Source organism: Dyella silvae (genome assembly GCF_026421305.1).
GTDB classification, from domain to species: Bacteria; Pseudomonadota; Gammaproteobacteria; order Xanthomonadales; family Rhodanobacteraceae; genus Dyella; species Dyella silvae.
The window spans coordinates 867,229-887,021 of record NZ_JAPJBQ010000001.1 but is presented as its reverse complement, the minus strand read 5'-3'; the positions used below and the strand labels follow the sequence as shown (position 1 = coordinate 887,021).

Below are 19,793 nucleotides of genomic sequence, written 5' to 3'. Positions count from 1 at the left end.
GCAGTTGGACTGTTCAGCCTTGTGGGCCCGTCGTCGGTCTGCCTGCAAACCAGGACACGTTATGTCCGGGCTGCAAGTACACTGTCCCCATCGATACGACCGGGCCAGCCAGGGCATGTCTCAGCGCGATCAAGACATCTATTCCAGCGCGCCTCTGCGCAGCCTGTTGGCTGAGGAGACGGTGGCGCTGGGACCAGGTCTGCAGCGCTGCAGCGGCACGCATGCGCTGCTGGTGAGTGCGACCAAAGAGGACGTGCCACCGGTACTTCCCTTACTGGGTAACTGGATCAAGCTGAGCATGGCGGCAGAGCGTTATGGCGGGGACGTACAGGCCCGCGCCGACGAGCCTTTGCCGTTCAGGGACGACGCGTTTGATCTGGTGCTGTTGCGCCACGCTCTCGAAGTATCGCGTACGCCGCTGGATATGCTGGAAGAGGTTTCCCGTGTGCTGGCGCCTGGCGGCGTGCTTGCGCTGACCGGCCTGCACCCGTTTAGTGCGTGGCTGCCATGGATGATGTGGCGTACCCGCGGGCGCGCGCCGGCGATGCACTCACCCATTCTCCTGGAGCGGTGGGTGCGGCGTATGGAGCTGGACATCGAGCGTGTCGAGCGTGTGGGCGGATGGTGGCCGAGCAGTCGCGTGGGTCTCGATGCATCGCACGCGTTTGGAGGCGGTTATCTGCTGATCGCGCGCAAGCGCCGGCGCATGGCCACGCCGATCCGACTGAAAACCAAAGCCTTGCCTGCGACGGTCAACGTGGGGCTGGCGCCCGGCGCGCGACGAAACGCGGCGTCCTGAAAGACAATCCTGATTTTTTGATGGGTGACAATGACTGAAGTTGAAGCTTTTACGGATGGCGCCTGCCTGGGTAATCCCGGGCCGGGTGGCTGGGCTGCCCTGCTGCGCGCCAAAGGGACCGAGCGCATGGTCGCAGGCGGTGAGCCGGATACCACCAATAATCGCATGGAGCTGATGGCGGCCATTGCGGCACTCGAGGCGCTGACGCGTCCGTGCAAAGTGGCACTGACTACCGATTCGAAGTACGTGATGCAGGGCATCGAACAATGGGTGCCCAAGTGGCGTGCCAATGGTTGGAAAACCGCTGACAAGAAACCGGTGAAGAACCAGGATCTGTGGGAGCGATTGTCCAACGCGACGCAAGCGCACCAGGTGCGCTGGCATTGGGTGCGTGGCCACAATGGCCATGTAGAGAACGAGCGTGTTGATGTAGCGGCCCGCGAACAGGCCGAGCAGTACAGGAGTAAAGCATGAGGCAGATTGTGCTGGATACCGAGACCACCGGTCTCGAAGTACGCCAGGGTCATCGATTGATCGAAATCGCCTGTATAGAGATGGTCGAGCGCCGCCCTACGGGCCGCCATTACCAGACTTACCTCAACCCGGATCGCGCCATCGACGAGGGCGCGCGACAGGTCACGGGCATTGAGGATGAATTTCTGCTCGACAAACCGCGTTTCGCTGACGTCGTCGACGAATTTCTCGCCTTCATCGATGGCGCCGAGCTGATCATTCATAACGCCACCTTCGACGTTGGTTTTCTCAACGCGGAATTGGCGCGAATGGGTGAGTCGTACGGGCGCATCGAAGATCGCTGCAACGTGCTCGATACGCTGGTGATGGCGCGCGAGCGTTATCCCGGTCAGCGCAACAGCCTCGATGCGCTGTGTAAGCGCCTGGGTGTCGACAATTCAGCACGTGACCTGCACGGTGGCCTGATCGACTCGCAGTTGCTGGCTGAAGTCTATCTCTCGATGACCTCGGGCCAGGTCGTGCTCGACCTCGGATTCGAAGGAGCGCAGGAACAGGGTGCGACGGTAGCTTTGGCGCCGATCGTGCTCGATCGCCGTCCGCGAGTGCTGCGTGCCAACGACGACGAGCTTGCGGCGCATGAGCAACGTCTCGATTCGCTCGACAAGAGTGCCGGTGGCACGAGTGTGTGGCGTCGCGACGACGGAGCGGCGGTTCACTGAACCGCCGCATGGCGTATCAGTTGATACGTGCCAGCATCACCGTGACGTTATCGCTGCCGCCGGCATCCAGTGCGGTGAGCAGCAAATGCTCGGTGCACTCCTGGGCCGACAAGTCATAACGCGAGACGATACTGGCGATCGCCGTGTCGTCTACTTCTTCAGTAAGTCCGTCACTGCACAGCAGGAAGCACATGCCCGGTTCCAGTCGGCCGCGTGCCATACCGATGTGCAGTTGTTCTGCTGCGGTGATGCCCAGCGCCTGGGTAATGACGTTGCGCTGAGGGTGCCGGGCAGCCTGGGACGGATCGAGCGTGCCTGCCGCTACCAGTTCCTGTACCAGCGAATGATCGTGGCTAACCTGGCGTAGCGTTTTCTGCCAGAGATAGACGCGGCTGTCGCCGACCCAAACGACTTCGTAGGTGTCTGCGTGCAGGCGTAGCGCGGCGATGGTGGTCCCCATTGGGCGCGGATCGTGAAAACCACGGCTGTGCTGGATAAGGCGCTCGTCTGCAGCGCGTACCGCTTCGACGAGGCTGTGTCCGCGGGTTACCAAGTCAGCTACCGCGTCGCGAACCAGAGCTGAAGCCACTTCGCCGTGCTGGTGGCCACCCATGCCGTCGGCCACGAGAAAGAGGCCGAGCGAGGCGTCGGCGTAGTAGGTGTCTTCGTTGCGCGTGCGGCGCAGGCCGACGTGTGTTCCGTGTCCGAATTCGATCATGGGGGACCTGGTATAGCGGGCCGGTGGGAGCATGACGGAAGTGGGGGGAATGCGCAAAGAAAGTGGGTGATTAAAACCAGCATGTTTGGGGCTTTGTTCGACTGCGCGATGGCGTGAAGGGTGGGATTGTCGGGTCCATCCATGGACCCGACCCCTCCGCGCTCGCGCGCTACGGGGCCAGCCTTCCGCTGTCCAAATTCGTTCCAGACGAATTTGTCGAACCAAGTGGGTTCGTCCACACCACCCTCTCCGCCAGAAACGCAAAACGCCCCACGAGGGGGCGTTTTGCGTTTCTGGCGGAGAGGGTGGGATTCGAACCCACGGTACGCTTACACGTACGCCTGATTTCGAGTCAGGTACATTCGACCACTCTGCCACCTCTCCAAAGCGGTGCGTGTGGTCCACGCGAGCCGGCAATTGTACGCACCGGGCAAGGGCGTGGCAATGGGGTAGGGGGTAATTACTGCAAGGCCGCGCCCCAGCGCCCACTGCGGGGCAGATAGTGGTTGGCGGGGTTCAGCGACACGGCAACGCGAGTCGCGCGCCCCATGATCTCGTTGCGCGGAAAGAAGCCGAAATAACGAGAGTCGGCGCTGTTGTCGCGGTTGTCTCCAAGCAGCAGATATTGGCCGGGCGGTATGGTGACCGGGCCAAAGTCGCTGGTGTGGCCTTGTTGGGCGATGGACCAGCGCACGGCGTGATGCGTGGCTCCCACGCGCTCCACGGCGTATAGCGCAGGATCCTCGCGATCATCCTGGATGCCTTGCACAGCGATCGGCTGGTAGTCGGCGGCCACGCCGTTGATGGTGAGGTGATTCTGTACGAGCGCCACCCGATCGCCGGGTATGCCAATGACACGCTTCACTAGCCGCTCGCCAGCAGCACTGGAATCCAGGACGACAATGTCGCCCCGCTTCGGGTCGGCGACATGATGCAGGGAGACGTGCGTGAAGGGCACGCGCACGTCGTATGCCGCTTTGTCGACCAGGATGCGGTCGCCGATCTGGATGGTGGGTTGCATGGACCCGGTGGGCACCACGTTCCAGTCCGCGATGGCGCTGCGGAACATGAACATGCAAAGCATGAAGGTGAGAAAGCCTTTGTTCTTCGCTAGGGACTCTGTCAGCCATCGCATGGGCGCTCTCCGTTGGCACGTTGAATTGAGTGGACCCTGCCTCTCGGTAAAGGTTCCGGGGCGAGAAATGAGCAAGGCATGACACGCGCCGCGAGTCTTGTCGCGCGAGGCTGGCGATCTTGGCCTAAGCGCAAGGAGATCCGCGTGAACCTGAAAAGCCTGGTGTTTCTGATGGCCGTACCGGCCGCCCCGGTGACTGCGGATCCCGCGCCGGAGGCGGTGGTGCGGGCGATGTTCGATGCCTTTAACCGCCACGATGCCGTGGCCATGGCGGAGCTCTATGCCGACGACGCCTTGTTGAGTTCATCGGATTTCTGCGCACCTCGCGTGGGGCGTGAGGAGGTCAAGCGGACTTATCGCGCGTTGTTCGCGGCGTTTCCCGACATCCATGACGAGATAGCGCAGATGGTCGTGCAAGGTGATCACGTAGCGGTGCGCTTCGTCGCGAAGAGCGGGCAGAGTAGCTCTCCACTGGTCTTGTCGATATCCACCTTTCTGACGGTCAGGCAGGGGCTTATACGGAGCGACGACAGCACGTTCGACGCGGGTGGACGACCGTGTTCGCCCTGACCCTACGGGCACGAAAAAGGGGCGGTGTTGCCACCGCCCCTCGATCGACGCCTGACGTTTAGGCGGCTTTCTTTTTCTTGGCCAGACGCAGCCAGGTATCCACCACCGTGTCCGGGTTGAGGGACACGGACTCGATACCCTGATCCATCAGCCACTCAGCGAGGTCCGGATGGTCGGACGGGCCCTGGCCGCAGATACCCACGTACTTGCCCTTTTCGCGAGCGGTGTGGATGGCCATGGCCAGCAGCTTCTTCACTGCCGGGTCGCGCTCATCGAACAGGTTGGCCACGATGCTGGAGTCGCGATCCAGGCCCAGCGTGAGCTGAGTGAGGTCGTTGGAGCCGATGGAGAAACCGTCGAAAATCTCCAGGAACTCAGCAGCGAGCAGGGCATTGGACGGCACTTCGCACATCATGATGACCTTGAGGCCATGCTCGCCCTGCTTGAGGCCGTTCTTGCCGAGCACGCCGATGACCTTGCGGCCTTCGTCCAGCGTACGCACGAACGGAATCATCACCCACACGTTGTCCAGGCCCATCACTTCGCGCACGCGCTTGACCGCCTTGCACTCGAGGGCGAACGACTCGGCGAAACCCGGATCGACGTAACGGCTGGCGCCGCGATAGCCGATCATCGGATTCTCTTCATGCGGCTCGTAACGCGAACCGCCGATGAGGCCGGCGTACTCGTTGGACTTGAAGTCCGACAGGCGCACGATTACCGGCTTCGGGTACACCGATGCGGCGATCGTGGCGATGCCTTCGGCGAGGCGATCGACGTAGAACGACACCGGATCGGCATAGCCGGCCATGCGCTCGTCGATCTTCTTCTTGGTTTCAGCGTCCTGCTTGGCATATTCCAGCAGCGCCTTCGGATGCACGCCAATGTGGCTGGCGATGATCATTTCCAGGCGGGCCAGGCCGATGCCTGCGTTCGGCAACATGCCGAAGTCGAAGGCGCGTTCCGGGTTGGCCACGTTCATCATGATCTTCAGCGGGGCCTCGGGCATGTCGCCCAGGTCCGCGGTCACGCGCTCGAACTTCAGCGCGCCCTGATAGATCATGCCGGTATCGCCTTCGGCGCACGACACAGTGACTTCGGCGCCATCGGGAATCATATCCAGGCCGTTGCCGGTGCCGACCACGGCCGGCACGCCCAGCTCACGGGCGATGATCGCGGCATGGCAGGTACGGCCACCGCGATTGGTCACGATGGCGGCCGCACGCTTCATCACCGGCTCCCAATCGGGATCGGTCATGTCGGCAACCAGCACATCGCCCGGCTGCACCTTGTTCATATCCGCCAGCGAGCGGATCACGCGGGCTTTGCCAGCGCCGATCTTCTGGCCGATGGCGCGGCCTTCGGTCAGCACCTTGCCCTTTTCGCTGAGGTGGAAGCGCTCGAGCTGGGTGGCATGCGCGCGCGACTTCACCGTTTCCGGACGGGCCTGCACGATGTAGAGCTTGCCGGTGTTGCCGTCCTTCGCCCACTCGACGTCCATCGGGCGGCCATAGTGCTGCTCGATGATCAGTGCCTGCCTGGACAGCTCCTCCACGTCTGCGTCGGTGATGCAGAACTTGTTGCGCAGCTCAGCCGGTGTTTCTTCAATCTTCACGCGCTCGCCGGGCTTGTTCGAATAGACCATGCGCTGCTGCTTGGCGCCGAGAGCGCGGCGCAACACGGCCGGCTTGCCCTGCTTGAGCGTGGGCTTGAACACGTAGAACTCGTCGGGGTTAACGGCACCCTGCACGACCATTTCGCCCAGACCGTAAGAGCCGGTGACGAACACGACGTCGCGGAAACCGGACTCGGTGTCCAGGGTGAACAGCACGCCGGAGGCGCCCACGTCCGAGCGCACCATCAGCTGCACGCCGGCGGAGAGGAACACGTCTTCGTGCTTGAAGCCCTGGTGCACGCGATAGGCGATGGCACGGTCGTTGTACAGCGAGGCGAAGACTTCCTTCACCTTGTGCAGCACGTCCTCGATGCCAACGACGTTAAGGAAGGTTTCCTGCTGACCGGCGAACGAAGCGTCGGGCAGGTCTTCGGCAGTCGCAGAGGAACGCACGGCCACGGCGATGTTCTCCGCACCGGCGTCCTTGCAAAGCTTGGCGTAGCCGTCGCGGATGGCCTGGTCCAGATCAGCCGGCAGCGGGGTTTCGGTGACCCACTCGCGGATTTCCTTGCCGGCGGCGGTCAGCGCTTCCACGTCATCCACATCCAGCGTGGCCAGACGCGCCTGGATGCGCTTGGCCACACCGCTCTTGTCGAGGTACTGCTGGAACGCGTCAGCGGTGGTGGCAAAGCCACCGGGCACCGACACGCCGAGTTTGGCGAGATTGCCGATCATCTCGCCGAGCGACGCATTCTTGCCGCCGACCTTGCCCAGGTCGGTCATGCGCAGCGTGTCGAGCCAAAGCACCAGATCGTTCAAGGGAGTCTCCTCAAGAGCTCTTTATAGGTTTGGAAGTGGGCTTGCCCCCGGTTGATTGGGGAAACCGGGTTACAAAGAACTGGTATTGTCCGCTGCCGATGGTGCGGAGCACAAGAAGACCATTTACGCCAAAACCAGCGCCAACTGCATACCAGTCAGCCGAGAGTCAAGCAAAGACAGGCTTTTGACGTTGCGCTAAGGTGGTGGGCAGGAACAGTCAGGGACTTCGGGTTACTCATGCAGCGAACGGTTTTCTATATCTCCGATTCCACTGGTATTACGGCCGAGACGATCGGAAACAGCATTCTGGCGCAGTTTGAAGGGGTGCAGTTCGAAAAGCACCGTCTGCCCTTCATCGACGACTCCCACAAAGCGGAGGCCGCAGCGCTGCGCATCAAGACCCGTTATGCGCAAACCGGGCAGCGTCCCATCGTGGTCAATACCATGGCCTCGCGAGACTTGTGCGAGATTGTCGCCGAAAGTGGCGCACTGATGCTGGACGTGTTTGCGCCCTTCATCGGGCCGCTGGAGGATGAGCTGGGGGCCAAGCGTTCTGGAGCGGTCAACCGCTCGCACGGTCTGGTGGACTTCGACAAGTACGAGGCGCGCATCAATGCCACCAATTATGCGCTCTCGCATGATGATGGCATCGACGTGGATTACGCGCAGGCCGACCTGATTCTGGTGGGCGTGTCCCGCTCGGGTAAGACGCCGACCTGTTTGTATATGGCCTTGCATTACGGGGTCAGCGCCGCCAATTACCCCCTGACCGATGACGACCTGGATAAGCTGGAACTGCCGGCGCGCCTGCGACCGTATAAGGATCGTCTGTTTGGTCTCACCATCGATCCTCAGCGCCTGGCGCAGATCCGCGAACAGCGGCGCGCCGGTAGCCGTTACGCAACGCTGGAGCAGTGCCGCTGGGAGCTGGCGCAGGCCGACAAGCTGATGCGCCGGGAAGGGATTCCGAATCTCAACACCACGCACGTGTCGATCGAGGAGATCGCGAGCAAGATCTTTGACCGCTTCGGAATCGAGCGGACCATGTTCTAAAGGAGCCTGCATCGCCCATGAGTGCCGTACTGGACAGCCGCAATGCCTTGCTACCGGGACGCTTCGGCTTCCTGATGGGGCTTTACGCGGAGAACTATCACCGGCTGGTCAGGCTGTTTGCGCCGCAGGAGCTGCCGCCGGGGTTTTACGTGTCCAGTGTGGACGATGGGCTCGATGTGCGCCTGCAGGTACAGGAGCGCCATCCCTATACGCTGGAACTGGAGCTCACCTATAACTTTGTGGATGCGCATACCGGACAGCCCTCGCCATCGGCGCAATTGCGCATGTACACCGACGCGCACGTGGCTGAGGCGCTGCACTGTCATCCAGGCCGGCATCTTTGGCAGGTGCTTGGCCCGTTTCCACCTGCGCACACGGTGTTTCAGCATCGCCTGCGCATGAATGGCTTTCTCTCGCGCTGGCTGGAATACCTGGCGGAGCAGGGGCATTCGAAAGGGACGCTGGAGCGGCTGGAAGATCACCAGTCGCCCGATGAGATGCCCGGTTAACAGGAAACGGTAGGAGCGCACCCAGTGCGCAACCGCAGAACTCCGGGCCTATCGCTTCGCAGGGTTATCGCGCACAGGGTGCGCTCCCGAAAACGGTGCTTCAGCTTTTTCTTCGGGCAACAAAAAACCCGCCAATGGCGGGCTCTTCGTAAAGTGGCGGAGCGGACGGGACTCGAACCCGCGACCTCCGGCGTGACAGGCCAGCATTCTAACCGACTGAACTACCGCTCCGCATTTTTACTGCTTCCAACGCAACACCAATCTAGACTACATCCATGTCCACTCTGACTGCTTCGCCGGAACCCGGTTTAGCGTTAGAGTGGCGTCCCCACGGGGATTCGAACCCCGGTCGCCACCGTGAAAGGGTGATGTCCTAGGCCTCTAGACGATGGGGACGTATCTAAATTTGGTGGAGCCAGGCGGGATCGAACCGCCGACCTCCTGCATGCCATGCAGGCGCTCTCCCAGCTGAGCTATGGCCCCGTGTGCCTCTGGAAGCCCGAAAGAATAGATAGAGATCGCGATTTCGTCAAGCGTTCGATGTGAATATTTTTCAACTTTCTTTCACGAACGAATAACAACAACTAGTTACATCGATCCGCAAACACGGTGATCGATCGTCAGGTGTGTCTTGAATCCGTGCAAGCGATCTACTTCGTCACGCAGGGCTGTGTATCGCGTGTTCGATTGTTAGTCTTGCCAGACGTCCCTACGGATTTCATTGATGCACGATCTGCATTTCATCCAAGACCTCGCGACCGTCATGTTGATCGCGGGACTGACGACGGTGATTTTTCAAAAGCTGCGTCAGCCGGTCGTGCTTGGATACATCATTGCCGGCGTGCTGGTGGGACCCTTTACGTTTCCCGTCGTGTTTATCCGCGATGCGCAGACCATCCGCACATTGTCCGAACTCGGCGTGATCCTTCTGTTGTTCGCGCTGGGGCTGGAGTTCAGCCTGAAGAAGCTGCGCGAAGTCGGTGGCGCGGCGCTGGTGGCGGCGGTTTGCGAAATCGTGCTGATGCTCTGGCTCGGCTACGAAATAGGGCGATTCTTCGGCTGGAGCTCGATGGACTCGCTGTTCCTTGGCGCCATGCTTTCCATGTCGTCGACGACCATCATCATGAAGGCGCTCGACGATCTGGGCCTCAAGCGTGAGCGCTTCGCGCAATTGATGTTCGGCATTCTGATTATCGAGGACGTGATTGCCGTTGTGCTGATGGCGCTGCTCACGGGTATTGCCAGCACCGGCGGTCTGGAAGCCAGCGAGGCGATGGCCGCCGTGGGCCGGCTCACGTTGTTCATGGTTGTGTCGCTGGTGGTCGGCCTGCTGCTGGTGCCGCGTGTGGTTGACTACATCGCGGACGTCAGCCGCGATGATGTGCTGCTGGTGGCGGTGCTGGGCCTGTGCTTCGGCTTTTGCCTGCTGGTTTCCGAGATGGGCTACAGCGTTGCCCTGGGCGCTTTCATGATTGGCGCCATCGTGGGCGAGTCGCAGAGCGTGGAGCGCATCGAGCGCATCATCGGGCCCGTGCGCGATGTGTTCAGCGCGATCTTTTTCGTGGCGATTGGCATGCTGATCGACCCCGCGATGCTCAAACAGTATTGGTCGCCGATCCTGGTGGTCACGGCGGTGGTTGTGCTGGGCAAGGTGATTACCTGCGGTTTCGGTACGTTTGTGGCCGGCAACGACGGGCGCACCTCGCTGCGCGTAGGCATGGGGTTGGCGCAGATCGGCGAATTCTCCTTCGTGATCGCGTCGTTGGGCGCAACCCTGAAAGTGACCAGCAGTTTTCTCTATCCCGTGGCAGTGGCCGTGTCGGCCGTTACCACCTTCCTCACGCCGTATCTCATTCGCGCTTCTGATCCGCTGGCCAGTGGGTTGGCGAAAAGGCTGCCGGGTAACCTCACCGGCCTGTTCAGTGCGTATACCGAGTGGATGGGCAACCTCAGCCTGAGCGGGCAGGGGGCCATGGTGGCCAAGATGATCCGGCGCCTGGTGTGGCACATCATCATCAACATGATGCTGGTCGTGGCCGCCTTCCTGATCATGTCCTTTCTCCATCGGCGCGGCGTTTTCCATTGGGACTTTCTTGCCGACAAGCCTCAGGTGAGGCGTAGCCTGGCATGGTCGATCGCGGCCCTGGTCTCCCTGCCGATGATTGTGGCGGCCTACCGCAAGGCGACCGCGCTGGGCATGCTGCTGGCGGAACTGAGCATTCCTGAGCGTATTGGTGGCGCCTACAACATGCGTATTCGCGCCGTATTGGCGCGATTTATCCCCCTCGCGACGATGGGGGTGCTTGGGCTGCTAGTGGCCGCTTTGGCCTCCACTATCCTGCCTCCGCGTGAGGTGGCAGTGGTGCTGGTGCTGGTGCTGCTGGTGCTGGCGTGGCTGCTCTGGCGCGGCCTGGTGCAGGTTCATGCGCGCCTACAGGCAGCGTTGCGCGATACGCTCGAAAAGCCGGGTCGATCCGATGATGGGCACACCTGACTCAGCACAGTGGGTGTCCATAAATCGTAAAAAACCGCGCTTTAAAGCCGTATTGTGAACTTTTAATCACGACTGACGGTCGTAGGTTCCACATCGTTGCCAAGACTCGACAAGCGCCGCACAATGCGGGGCCTGCCTCCATCGGGGGGGCCAGTCCGGTAGCGCCGGCACATCCAAATACGAGGGAGTTCCACATGAAGCATTTTCTGCGTCCTACGCTGACGGCGGCCGCCCTGGCCGTTGCACTGGGCATGACCGCTGGCGTGCACGCACAGGCCGCGAAGTCCGCCGCCCCCGCCACTGCTCCCGCCGCGGTCGACAAGACCAAGGCCAGCTACGTGGTTGGTTGGGATCTGGCCAGCTCGCTGCCGCCGCTGGTCCGCGAGGAAGTGGACCCGGCTACTGTGGCTCGCGCGCTGCAGTCCGCTCTGTCCGGCCAGAAGCCGACCATGAGCGAAGCCGAAGCCAAGCAGGTTCGTGATGCTTTCGTGGCCAATCTGCAGGCCAAGGCCAAGGCTGAGTACGCTCAGGTCTCGTCCAAGAACAAGACCGAAGGCGACGCTTTCCTCGCCAAGAACAAGACCGCTGCCGGCGTGAAGTCCACCGCCTCGGGTCTGCAGTACCAGGTGCTCAGCCAGGGTACCGGCGCTCGTCCGGGTCCGAACGACACCGTGCAGGTCAACTACGTCGGCTCCTTCGTCAATGGCGAAGTGTTTGACGATTCGGCTAAGCACGAAGGCGGCGGTGCCGCTTCGATCCCGCTGGCTGGCGTGATCCCGGGCTTCCGCGAAGGCATCCAGCTGATGCAGGTCGGCGGCCACTACAAGTTCTTCATCCCGGCCAACATCGCTTACGGTGCGCAGCCGCAGAACGGCTTCCCGCCGAATGCGACGATCATCTTCGACGTCACCCTGGTCAAGACCGGCCCGACGGCGGCTGGCGAGCAGGCTGGCGGCGCGAAGTAATCGCCGGTACCGACTTCAAGGTCATGGCACGGGGCGCGAAGCAATTCGCGCCCCGTGTTGTTTCTGGTGATGCCATACCGGAAGGTCGGGCATTTCGCTGATATCAGTCAGGCATAGCGTCACGTACAGCCTGCTAGAATCTGCGACCTTGTTTCCGGGAGTTCTCGCGACAATGAAGGTCACCATTTTTGGCACCGGCTATGTGGGATTGGTCACCGGGGCCTGCCTTGCCGAAATGGGCAATCACGTGGTCTGTGTCGATATCGACGCGGGCAAGGTGGAGCGCCTCAAGCAGGGCGAGATTCCCATCTATGAGCCCGGTCTTGAGCCCATAGTCAAGCGCAATCATGCGAGCGGGCAGCTGGACTTCACTACGGATGCGGCCCCGGGAATCGAGCATGGCCAGGTGGTGTTTATCGCCGTAGGCACGCCGCCGGACGAAGATGGCAGTGCCGACCTGAAGTATGTGCTGGGCGTAGCTCGCACGGTGGGTCAGTACATGGATCGCTATACCGTGGTGGTCAACAAGTCGACCGTGCCGGTGGGTACGGCGGATCGTGTTCGCGCTGCGATTGCTGAGGAACTGACCAAGCGTGGTGTGTCGGTGGAGTTCGATGTCGTCTCCAATCCCGAGTTCCTCAAAGAAGGCGATGCAGTGGAAGACTGTCTGCGCCCGGATCGCATCATCATCGGCAGCTCGAGTGAGCGCGCAGTCGGCGTGTTGCGCAAGTTGTATGCACCGTTCAACCGCAATCACGACCGCACGGTGGTGATGGATGAGCGCTCTGCCGAGCTGACCAAGTACGCGGCCAATGCGATGCTGGCCACCAAGATCAGCTTCATGAATGAAATCGCCAATATCGCCGAACTAGTGGGTGCCGACGTGGAGTTGGTGCGCCAGGGCATCGGTTCCGATCCGCGTATCGGCTACCACTTCATTTATCCGGGCGCTGGCTATGGCGGCTCCTGCTTCCCGAAGGATGTGCAGGCGCTGGAGCGCACGGCACGTGGCGTGGGTTACGACGCGCGCCTGCTGGGCGCGGTTGAGGCCGTAAATCACGATCAGAAGACTAAGCTGTTCGAGCTGATCTTGCGTCATTTCGACGGCAAGCTGGCGGGCAAAACCATCGCGTTGTGGGGTTTGGCGTTCAAGCCAAACACGGACGATATGCGTGAGGCGTCCAGCCGCAATTTGATGGAGGCGCTGTGGAACGCTGGCGCGACGGTGCGTGCCTTTGATCCTGAGGCGCGCAAGGAAACGCATCGCATCTATGGCGACCGCGGCGACCTGGTTCTCTGCGACAGCGCCTATCAGGCATTGGAAGGCGCAGACGTGCTCGCTATCGTCACCGAGTGGAAGGCCTTCCGCAGCCCTGATTTTGCACGTGTTCGCGCGATGCTCGGCAGTCCCGCCATTTTTGACGGCCGAAATCTTTACGACCCCGCGGTGGTCGAAGAAGCCGGCTTGGCGTATTACGGCATCGGCCGCGGACGCAGCCTGAGGCAATGAGCATGGCTGACGAATCGCTACAGCAGCGCTTGACCGAACTTGAGGTACGGCTGACTTTCATCGACGACACGGTGAATGCGCTGGCCTCTGCGGATGCCGAGCAGTCGGTACGCATCGCGACGCTTGAGCGGATCATTCGCGACCTGCGTAACGAGCTGTCCTCCATGCGGGTTTCGCAGGGGCATGATCCCCATAGCGAGCCCCCGCCGCCGCACTATTGATAGCTACCCTTCGTACCCGTACCACGCAAGCGAGTTTTCATCATGGCCGAATCCCTGCGCGATCAGCTGCTCAAGAGCGGCATCGTCAAACAGGTCCGCGAAGAAAAGCGTCAGGCACCGCCGCAAGGTGGCAAGCCGCCCCAGCAGCGCCATGGCGGTTCGCCATCAAAGGGTGGCAAGCCCGGGCAGCACCGGCCTCAGGGCAAGCCGCCGGGCGGCAAGAGCCAGGAAGACATTGACCTGGCCAAGGCTTATGCCATTCGCGCTCAGACCGAAGCGAACGAACGCAAACGGGCCGAGCAGGCCGCGGCTGAGGAAGCGCGCCTGCGGCGCGAGCGGAAATTGAAGATCCAGCAATTGCTGGAAGGCAAGACGCTCAACAAGGCCGACGTCGATCAAGTGCGCCATTTTGAATACGGCGGCAAGATCCGTCGCATCCATGTGGACGCCGACCAACTGGTCGCGCTCAATGCGGGCGAACTCGGTGTCGTACAGCAGCAAGGCCGCTATTTGCTGGTGACGCGCGAGATTGCCGAGCAGGTGAAAGCGATCGATGTGCACCAGCTGGCCTTGCTGGTCGAGCCCGGTAGCGAAGGCGGCGTCGGCGAAGATGGCGTGCCGGATGATTTGATGTGGTGACGTCGCTCATTGCTCGATAGCGTGAACAAAAAACGCCCGGCTTCAGCCGGGCGTTTTCTTAGGCCATCTCGACGATGATCAGGCTTCGACAGCAGCGTCTTGCGTCGTGTCGGCAGGTAGCTCGAAACCGGTCTTGGTGAGCGTCGGCAGATCCCAGCCATTCTTCGGCGCGAATCGTTCGCCATAGCGTTGGGCGAGACGCTCCAGTTTGCCCTTGATCACGGTGGCGCCTTCACTGCGCGTGTACTGGATCGGGCCGCCACGGAACGGGGCGAAACCGGTACCGAAGATCACGCCCGCGTCGAGCAGGTCGGCATCATCCACCACGCCGTCGGCGAGGCAAGCCACGGCCTCGTTGACCATGGGAAGGATCATGCGGTCCTGCAGGTCAGCCGGCACGGCGTAATCCGGATCCACCTCGGGCTTCTGTGGCTTGCCGTCCTGCCAGACGTAAATGCCTTGACCGTCCTTCTTGCCGCGCTTGCCGGCTGCAAGTTTGTCTTCCAGTCCTGGCGGCAACTCGAGGCCGAGGAAGGGGGCGAGTTCCTTGCCGACAGAGGCGCAGACATCCAGGCCCACCGTGTCGGCAAGTTCAATCGGCCCCATCGGCATGCCGAATTTCTTGGCTTCCTTGTCGAGTACGGGACCCGGTACGCCTTCGCTGTACAGGCGCATGGCTTCCAGCAGATACGGCATCAAAATGCGGTTGACCAGGAAGCCGGGCGTGCCCTTGACCGCCACCGGCAACTTGCCGATGGCCTTGCAGAAGGCGAGTGCGCGCTTCTCCGCCTCGGCATCGAGCTGGTCATGGCGCACCACTTCCACCAGAGGCATTTGAGCGACGGGGTTGAAGAAGTGCAGGCCAAGGAAGCGCTGTGGCGCCTTCAGGCCCACGCGCAATTCATCCAGCGGAATGCTGGAGGTGTTGGTGGCCAGCAATTCAGCGGACTGGAACTGCGGTTCCATGGACGCATACAGCGCTTTCTTCGCGTCCGCATTCTCGAAGATGGCTTCGATGGCGAGGTCTGCGGTGGCAACGCCTTTGCCTTCGACATCGGCGCGCAACCGGCGCGCGGTAGCTTCCACTTTTTCAGCCGTCTTGAGCTTCTTTTCGTAGAGCTGGCGTGCGCGATCCAGCGCAGGCTGGATGAACTTCATCTCACGGTCCTGCAGCGTGACCTCAAAGCCCTTGAAAGCGGCCCAGGCGGCGATGTCGCCGCCCATCACGCCAGCGCCGACCACATGGACGTGTTTGATGCCGTGCTCGATGCCGCTGCCCTGGCCCTTGAGGCGTTCCTGCAGGAAGAAGATGCGGATCAGGTTCTGCGCTGTCGATGTCTCCGCCAGCTTGGCGACCGAGCGGGCCTCGAGTTTCAGTCGCTGCTGAATGCTTGCGCCGCCACGCTTCCACACGTCGATGAGTGCAAACGGCGCCGGGTAGTGCTCCTTGCGGACTTTGGCGGCGGTCTGCTTGATGACCATCGGGGCAAGGATCTGACGAGCCGCCCAGGTATTGGTGGCCCATGCCTTGGCGCGCAGGGCGAAGGGGCGGACGTAGGGGCGGCGCAACAAGGCGCGGGCTTCTGCCAGCAGTTCCGCCAGTGGCGCCAGGCGATCGACGACACCCAGCGACAAGGCACGTTTGGCAGACAGAGATTTGCCGGTGAGCATCACCGGCAGGGCGTCGGTGGCACCGATCAGGCGCGGCAAGCGGGCCGTGCCGCCCCAGCCTGGGTGGATGCCGAGCATCACTTCCGGCAGGCCGATACGGGTCTTGTCGTCGTCCGCCGCAATACGTTGGCGGCAGGCCAGGATCAGCTCGGTACCGCCACCCATGCAGGCGCCATGGATGGCCGCCACCGTGGGGCAGGGCAACCGGGCCAGCGATTCATAGACGCGCTGGCCGTTCTCGATGTTTTCCAGCACCGTGCCCTGCTGGGCGTAGGTGACGAATTCCTTGATATCCGCGCCCACCGCAAAACCAAATGGCTTGGCGGAATGGATGAGCACGCCAGCCGGCTTTTCGATGGCCAGTCGCTCGACGATCTGGCCGAGTTCGTCCAGCACTTCGCGAGAAATCGCGTTGACATGGCTGCCGGCACGATCGAGGGAGAGGGTGACGATGCCGCTGTCATCCAGGCTCGTCTTCCAATGATTGAAGCGCAATCCTTCGAACATGGGGATAAAGATGGTGACCGGGAAGCTTCGCACCATACCTTTCCGTAGCGAGGATTGCGAGACGGGCGCGTATGTTCCGCCCAACCATGAATGTCCCGTAAAACCGCGTCCTGTGCGCTGCCGCATGAAATGCGGCGCGGATTCCGGCGAGGCTTGCCTTCTCCCTAGGCGAACGCACCCGAACCACGTAATTTAAGCCCGAATGAGTACCCCTATCGCGTCCCCCGCCAGCCAGGCTGGCGCCGAGATCCTGGAGCGCATCCTGGCTGCGCGCAGCAATTTGCTTGCGCTCGAGGGAGGCGAGGAAGTGGGCCTGGTCGGGCAACTCCGCCCCCTGGTCCGGCGTAGTGGTCAGGCGGTCTATCTGTGGACCCCGGAAGGGGGGCTTGGCAACCTTCGCGAGGAGCACATTGGGCTGCCTGGCTCGCAGCGTCTGAATATTGCGCTGCGTTATATGTTGCAGAGCAATCATTTCGGCGTGTACCTGCTGCAGCGTTTGCCGGCGCCTTTACCCATGGCTGATGCCACCCTGCTGAGGCAGCTGGCACGGGCCACGGCGGGTCATGTTCGTCGCGTGGTGATGCTCGATCCACCGGATGCCCTGCTGACCAGCTTCAACGACGTGCTCGTACGTTTGAGCTGCCAGCCCAAGCCTGCGCAGCGCCCACGTCTTCGCGACGGCCGGTGGATGCTCTGACATGGCAAGTCCTGCTGGCATTCTCGTCGTGGCGGCACAGCGTGAGCTGCGCCGGGCCTTGTTCGATACGTTTGAGCGCGATGGGCATTTCGTGGTGCATTCCGCCCGCGATGCCACTCATGCGGGCATCCTGCTGGAGGGCAGGCCGCCGCTGGCGCTGATCATCATGGTGTTTGATGGCGATGGCCGCGAGGCGATGGCCGGCATGGAGGTGCTGCGTAGCTTGCCGGCTTGCGCAGTCGCGCCGGTCATTGCCGTACTGGACGATACGGCCGTACTGAAGCCCAACGTGCTGCCTGCAGGCATTGCCGACTGGTTATACGGTTCGCAGATCGAACACGAGCTACTGCCACGCTGGCAACGCATGCAGCGCGTCGCGGCACGCCCCGGCGCGACTGCGGGCGAACTCGTGGTACCGGGAGAGAGCGACTATCGCTTTGCGTTTGAGGAAGCCGAGCGGGAATGGTTGATCGTCGACCCGGCTCGCGGGCGCGTGGTCGAGTACAGCCCGACGCTGGCGCGTAACAGCGGCTTGGGTGATCACGAGTTACGTGGCCGTCCGTTGCAGGAAATTCTCAGCTTTGCCGACGTCAGTGTTGAGCAGGTGATCGCTGAGGGTGCGCGTCGCTGGTATCCCGGGCGGCGTCGCTCAGTGCGCGGCGTGGATAGCGGCGAGGCGAGTGCGCGTGCCGTGCGCCACGCCGGCCGTGATGCCGTGGCACTTGTCTTCCGTAGCGATCGCGCCGGCGTGCGTGCGGAGATCGCCCTCGGCCTGCTTGCGCGTATGTTCGGCTCGGGCAGCGGCGATGAAGGTATGGCGGCCGCGGCTCGCATGCTCTACGAAGAGATGGGGCTGGACTACGTGGCTGTGTGGTCATCACGGCCAGACGAAGCCGGTTCGCCGATTCAGTTGGTGCAGTATTGGCGCGGTGACGAGCAGCTGTGGCCAGGACCCCACCTGCAAAGTTCGTTGCGCCTGGTGCTTTCGGGGCAGGCCATGTTGCATCAGGCGGATGCCGCCCGGCTGGCGCCGATGGATCCCTTGCTTGCACAGCTTGGGCTGGCCGGTTTCGCCGGTTGGCCGCTACAGGATGAGCGGCGCACCGTGCTTGGCGCATTGTTGATCGGAACGCGTCAGCCGCTGCCGTCGCTGGATATCGTGCAGCCAGTGCTGCGTTGTGCGGCATCGCGTTTTGCCCATGCCCTCGAACTGCGCCACACTCGCGAGCAGGGTCGCGCGGAAGGTTTGCTTGACGCACTCACGGGGTTGCCCAACCGCCTGCTGTTCAACGATCGCCTGGATACGGTGATCCGCGAGGCCAACCGCACGGGCGAATCGTTTGCACTGCTGTTTGTCGACCTGGATCGCTTCAAGACCATTAATGACACCCTGGGTCATGCGGTAGGCGATCAGGTACTGCTCACCACCACGCAACGGCTGCGCGGCACCGTGCGCGCTTCGGACACCGTGGCTCGCTATGCGGGCGACGAATTCGTGGTGATCCTGCGCCACATCGTCAAGAACGAAGACGTGCTGCGGATCGCCGAGAAGATCGTGCAAGTCATGGGCGCACCGTTGCGCATCGACGACGGCACCGAGCTGCAGGTCACTGCATCCATCGGCGTGAGCTTCTTCCCCGACGACGCGCCCGATGCCGAGACCCTGCTCAAGCACGCCGATGAAGCGATGTATGCGGCAAAGAGCCTGGGGCGCAACAACTACCAGATCTTTGAAGGACGGGCCGATCAGTCGCAACAGCAAAACCTCGCCCTGAAATCCGGCCTGCGCCACGCCGAACACAAAGGCGAGCTGCGTGTGTTCTATCAGCCGCAGGTCGACGCGGTGACAGAGGACATCGTCGGCATGGAGGCATTGGTGCGCTGGGAGCATCCCGAGCTTGGCTTTATCGGGCCCGGGTTCTTTATTCCTCTGGCTGAGGAAACGGGGCTGATTGTCTCCATCGGCGAATGGGTGCTGCGTACCGCGTGCCGCCATGCCCAGGAATGGGAGCGCCGCTTCGGGCTGGGCCTGCGCCTGGGTGTCAACCTGTCGGCGGTGCAGTTGATGCAGCCCAACCTGCTGGAGATCGTCGCCTCGGCGCTCGACGAGAGCGGACTGGATGCCAATCTGCTGGAAATGGAGGTGACCGAGAGCATCAGCATCAAGGCTGCCCCCAATCTGGTGGAGAACCTTCAGGGCCTGCACCGGTTGGGTTGCCGCATCGCTATCGACGACTTCGGTACGGGCGCCGCGTCGCTGGACTATTTGCGCAAGCTGCCGGCCGACCGCATCAAGATTGACCAGAGCTTCGTGCGCAACATCGGCGTTGATCCGGATGACGAAGCCATCGTTCGAGCGACCATCGAAATGGCTCATCGACTGAATCGTGGGGTGGTGGCCGAGGGTGTGGAGACCGAACCCCATATGGAGTTCCTGCGTAACAATCAGTGTGATGAGTTGCAGGGCTACCTGTTCTGCCGTCCTCTACCACAGCCGGCCTTCGAAAAGTTGCTGCAGGAGCGCCAGCGCATGCTGAGTGGCGTCAGCGGGACAGCCGCCTGACTTGCATGGGCCCATATGGCCCCCATACTTCTGGTGAAGGGCGCCTGATGCGCCCGTTGGCTGCGCCCAGGGGGCAGTAAGCGGCTTGGCAAGGGGCGGTGCGCCTCTTTCGCAT

Annotated in this window: 17 protein-coding genes and 4 tRNA genes; 13 read left to right on the top strand and 8 right to left on the bottom strand. The window is 62.0% G+C overall.

Going from position 1 to position 19,793, the window contains the following annotated elements; translation table 11 throughout:
- Positions 1-115 precede the first annotated feature (115 nt).
- Genes OQE56_RS04090 through dnaQ form a run of 3 tightly spaced genes read left to right on the top strand, consistent with a single transcriptional unit; the run spans position 116 to position 1,992 of the window.
- Entirely contained in the window at positions 116-799 is a 684-nt protein-coding gene (locus tag OQE56_RS04090) for a class I SAM-dependent methyltransferase (protein WP_267221781.1), read from the top strand.
- 30 nt (positions 800-829) lie between these two features.
- The gene (rnhA, locus tag OQE56_RS04085) at positions 830-1,273 is read left to right on the top strand and encodes a ribonuclease HI (protein ID WP_267221780.1); all 444 of its coding nucleotides are present in this window, start codon (positions 830-832) and stop codon (positions 1,271-1,273) included.
- Positions 1,270-1,992, top strand: a complete 723-nt coding sequence (gene dnaQ, locus OQE56_RS04080) for a DNA polymerase III subunit epsilon (RefSeq protein WP_267221778.1) — start codon at positions 1,270-1,272, stop codon at positions 1,990-1,992. Before rnhA ends, dnaQ begins: the two co-directional genes overlap by 4 nt.
- 16 nt (positions 1,993-2,008) lie before the next feature.
- Here the strand turns inward: dnaQ and OQE56_RS04075 are convergent, their stop codons facing one another.
- From OQE56_RS04075 to lepB, 3 genes are all read right to left on the bottom strand, one after another.
- The gene (locus OQE56_RS04075) at positions 2,009-2,710 is read right to left on the bottom strand and encodes a PP2C family protein-serine/threonine phosphatase (RefSeq protein WP_267221776.1); all 702 of its coding nucleotides are present in this window, start codon (positions 2,708-2,710) and stop codon (positions 2,009-2,011) included.
- A gap of 294 nt (positions 2,711-3,004) precedes the next feature.
- A tRNA-Ser gene (locus OQE56_RS04070) sits at positions 3,005-3,094 on the bottom strand.
- A 76-nt stretch (positions 3,095-3,170) separates the two neighbouring features.
- Positions 3,171-3,845 carry a signal peptidase I gene (gene lepB, locus OQE56_RS04065; protein ID WP_267221775.1) on the bottom strand — a complete coding sequence of 225 codons (675 nt, stop codon included), beginning with the start codon at positions 3,843-3,845 and terminating at the stop codon, positions 3,171-3,173.
- A gap of 78 nt (positions 3,846-3,923) precedes the next feature.
- On the opposite strand from lepB, the gene OQE56_RS04060 reads away from it, so the two are divergent.
- Entirely contained in the window at positions 3,924-4,415 is a 492-nt protein-coding gene (locus tag OQE56_RS04060; RefSeq protein ID WP_267221773.1) for a nuclear transport factor 2 family protein, read from the top strand.
- Between the two features lie 58 nt (positions 4,416-4,473).
- Here OQE56_RS04060 and ppsA read toward each other — a convergent pair whose 3' ends face one another.
- Positions 4,474-6,849: a phosphoenolpyruvate synthase gene (ppsA, locus tag OQE56_RS04055; protein WP_267221772.1), complete on the bottom strand. Its 2,376-nt coding sequence runs from the start codon at positions 6,847-6,849 to the stop codon at positions 4,474-4,476.
- Between the two features lie 237 nt (positions 6,850-7,086).
- On the opposite strand from ppsA, the gene ppsR reads away from it, so the two are divergent.
- Together ppsR and OQE56_RS04045 are read left to right on the top strand one after the other, a co-directional pair.
- Complete coding sequence (gene ppsR / locus OQE56_RS04050; protein WP_267221770.1) at positions 7,087-7,902, top strand: posphoenolpyruvate synthetase regulatory kinase/phosphorylase PpsR; 816 nt, start codon at positions 7,087-7,089, stop codon at positions 7,900-7,902.
- Between the two features lie 17 nt (positions 7,903-7,919).
- On the top strand, positions 7,920-8,411 hold the full coding sequence (locus OQE56_RS04045) for a DUF1249 domain-containing protein (protein WP_267221768.1): 492 nt from the start codon (positions 7,920-7,922) through the stop codon (positions 8,409-8,411).
- Positions 8,412-8,565: 154 nt separating this feature from the next.
- Here OQE56_RS04045 and OQE56_RS04040 read toward each other — a convergent pair.
- From OQE56_RS04040 to OQE56_RS04030, 3 genes are all read right to left on the bottom strand, one after another.
- Positions 8,566-8,642: transfer RNA gene (locus OQE56_RS04040), tRNA-Asp, on the bottom strand.
- 89 nt (positions 8,643-8,731) lie between these two features.
- Positions 8,732-8,807, bottom strand: a tRNA-Glu gene (locus tag OQE56_RS04035).
- Between the two features lie 11 nt (positions 8,808-8,818).
- Positions 8,819-8,894: transfer RNA gene (locus OQE56_RS04030), tRNA-Ala, on the bottom strand.
- Positions 8,895-9,135: 241 nt separating this feature from the next.
- On the opposite strand from OQE56_RS04030, the gene OQE56_RS04025 reads away from it, so the two are divergent.
- The 5 genes from OQE56_RS04025 to OQE56_RS04005 all read left to right on the top strand — a co-directional run bounded on the left by OQE56_RS04025 (position 9,136) and on the right by OQE56_RS04005 (position 14,240).
- Positions 9,136-10,905, top strand: coding sequence for a cation:proton antiporter (locus OQE56_RS04025; protein WP_267221766.1), 1,770 nt, complete (start codon positions 9,136-9,138; stop codon positions 10,903-10,905).
- Positions 10,906-11,099: 194 nt separating this feature from the next.
- Positions 11,100-11,870 (top strand): FKBP-type peptidyl-prolyl cis-trans isomerase, encoded by a 771-nt coding sequence (locus OQE56_RS04020; protein ID WP_267221765.1) that lies wholly within the window; start codon positions 11,100-11,102, stop codon positions 11,868-11,870.
- 172 nt (positions 11,871-12,042) lie between these two features.
- Positions 12,043-13,380: a UDP-glucose dehydrogenase family protein gene (locus OQE56_RS04015; RefSeq protein ID WP_267221763.1), complete on the top strand. Its 1,338-nt coding sequence runs from the start codon at positions 12,043-12,045 to the stop codon at positions 13,378-13,380.
- A 2-nt stretch (positions 13,381-13,382) separates the two neighbouring features.
- Entirely contained in the window at positions 13,383-13,601 is a 219-nt protein-coding gene (locus tag OQE56_RS04010) for a SlyX family protein (protein ID WP_425601590.1), read from the top strand.
- 42 nt (positions 13,602-13,643) lie between these two features.
- On the top strand, positions 13,644-14,240 hold the full coding sequence (locus OQE56_RS04005; protein ID WP_267221759.1) for a DUF2058 domain-containing protein: 597 nt from the start codon (positions 13,644-13,646) through the stop codon (positions 14,238-14,240).
- Positions 14,241-14,318: 78 nt separating this feature from the next.
- On the opposite strand, the gene OQE56_RS04000 is transcribed toward OQE56_RS04005, so the two are convergent.
- Complete coding sequence (locus tag OQE56_RS04000) at positions 14,319-16,418, bottom strand: 3-hydroxyacyl-CoA dehydrogenase NAD-binding domain-containing protein (RefSeq protein ID WP_267221901.1); 2,100 nt, start codon at positions 16,416-16,418, stop codon at positions 14,319-14,321.
- 202 nt (positions 16,419-16,620) lie between these two features.
- Here OQE56_RS04000 and OQE56_RS03995 point away from each other — a divergent pair, with 202 nt between their 5' ends.
- On the top strand, positions 16,621-17,115 hold the full coding sequence (locus tag OQE56_RS03995; protein ID WP_267221758.1) for a hypothetical protein: 495 nt from the start codon (positions 16,621-16,623) through the stop codon (positions 17,113-17,115).
- Between the two features lies 1 nt (position 17,116).
- Positions 17,117-19,678, top strand: coding sequence for a putative bifunctional diguanylate cyclase/phosphodiesterase (locus tag OQE56_RS03990; protein ID WP_267221755.1), 2,562 nt, complete (start codon positions 17,117-17,119; stop codon positions 19,676-19,678).
- Positions 19,679-19,793 lie beyond the last annotated feature (115 nt).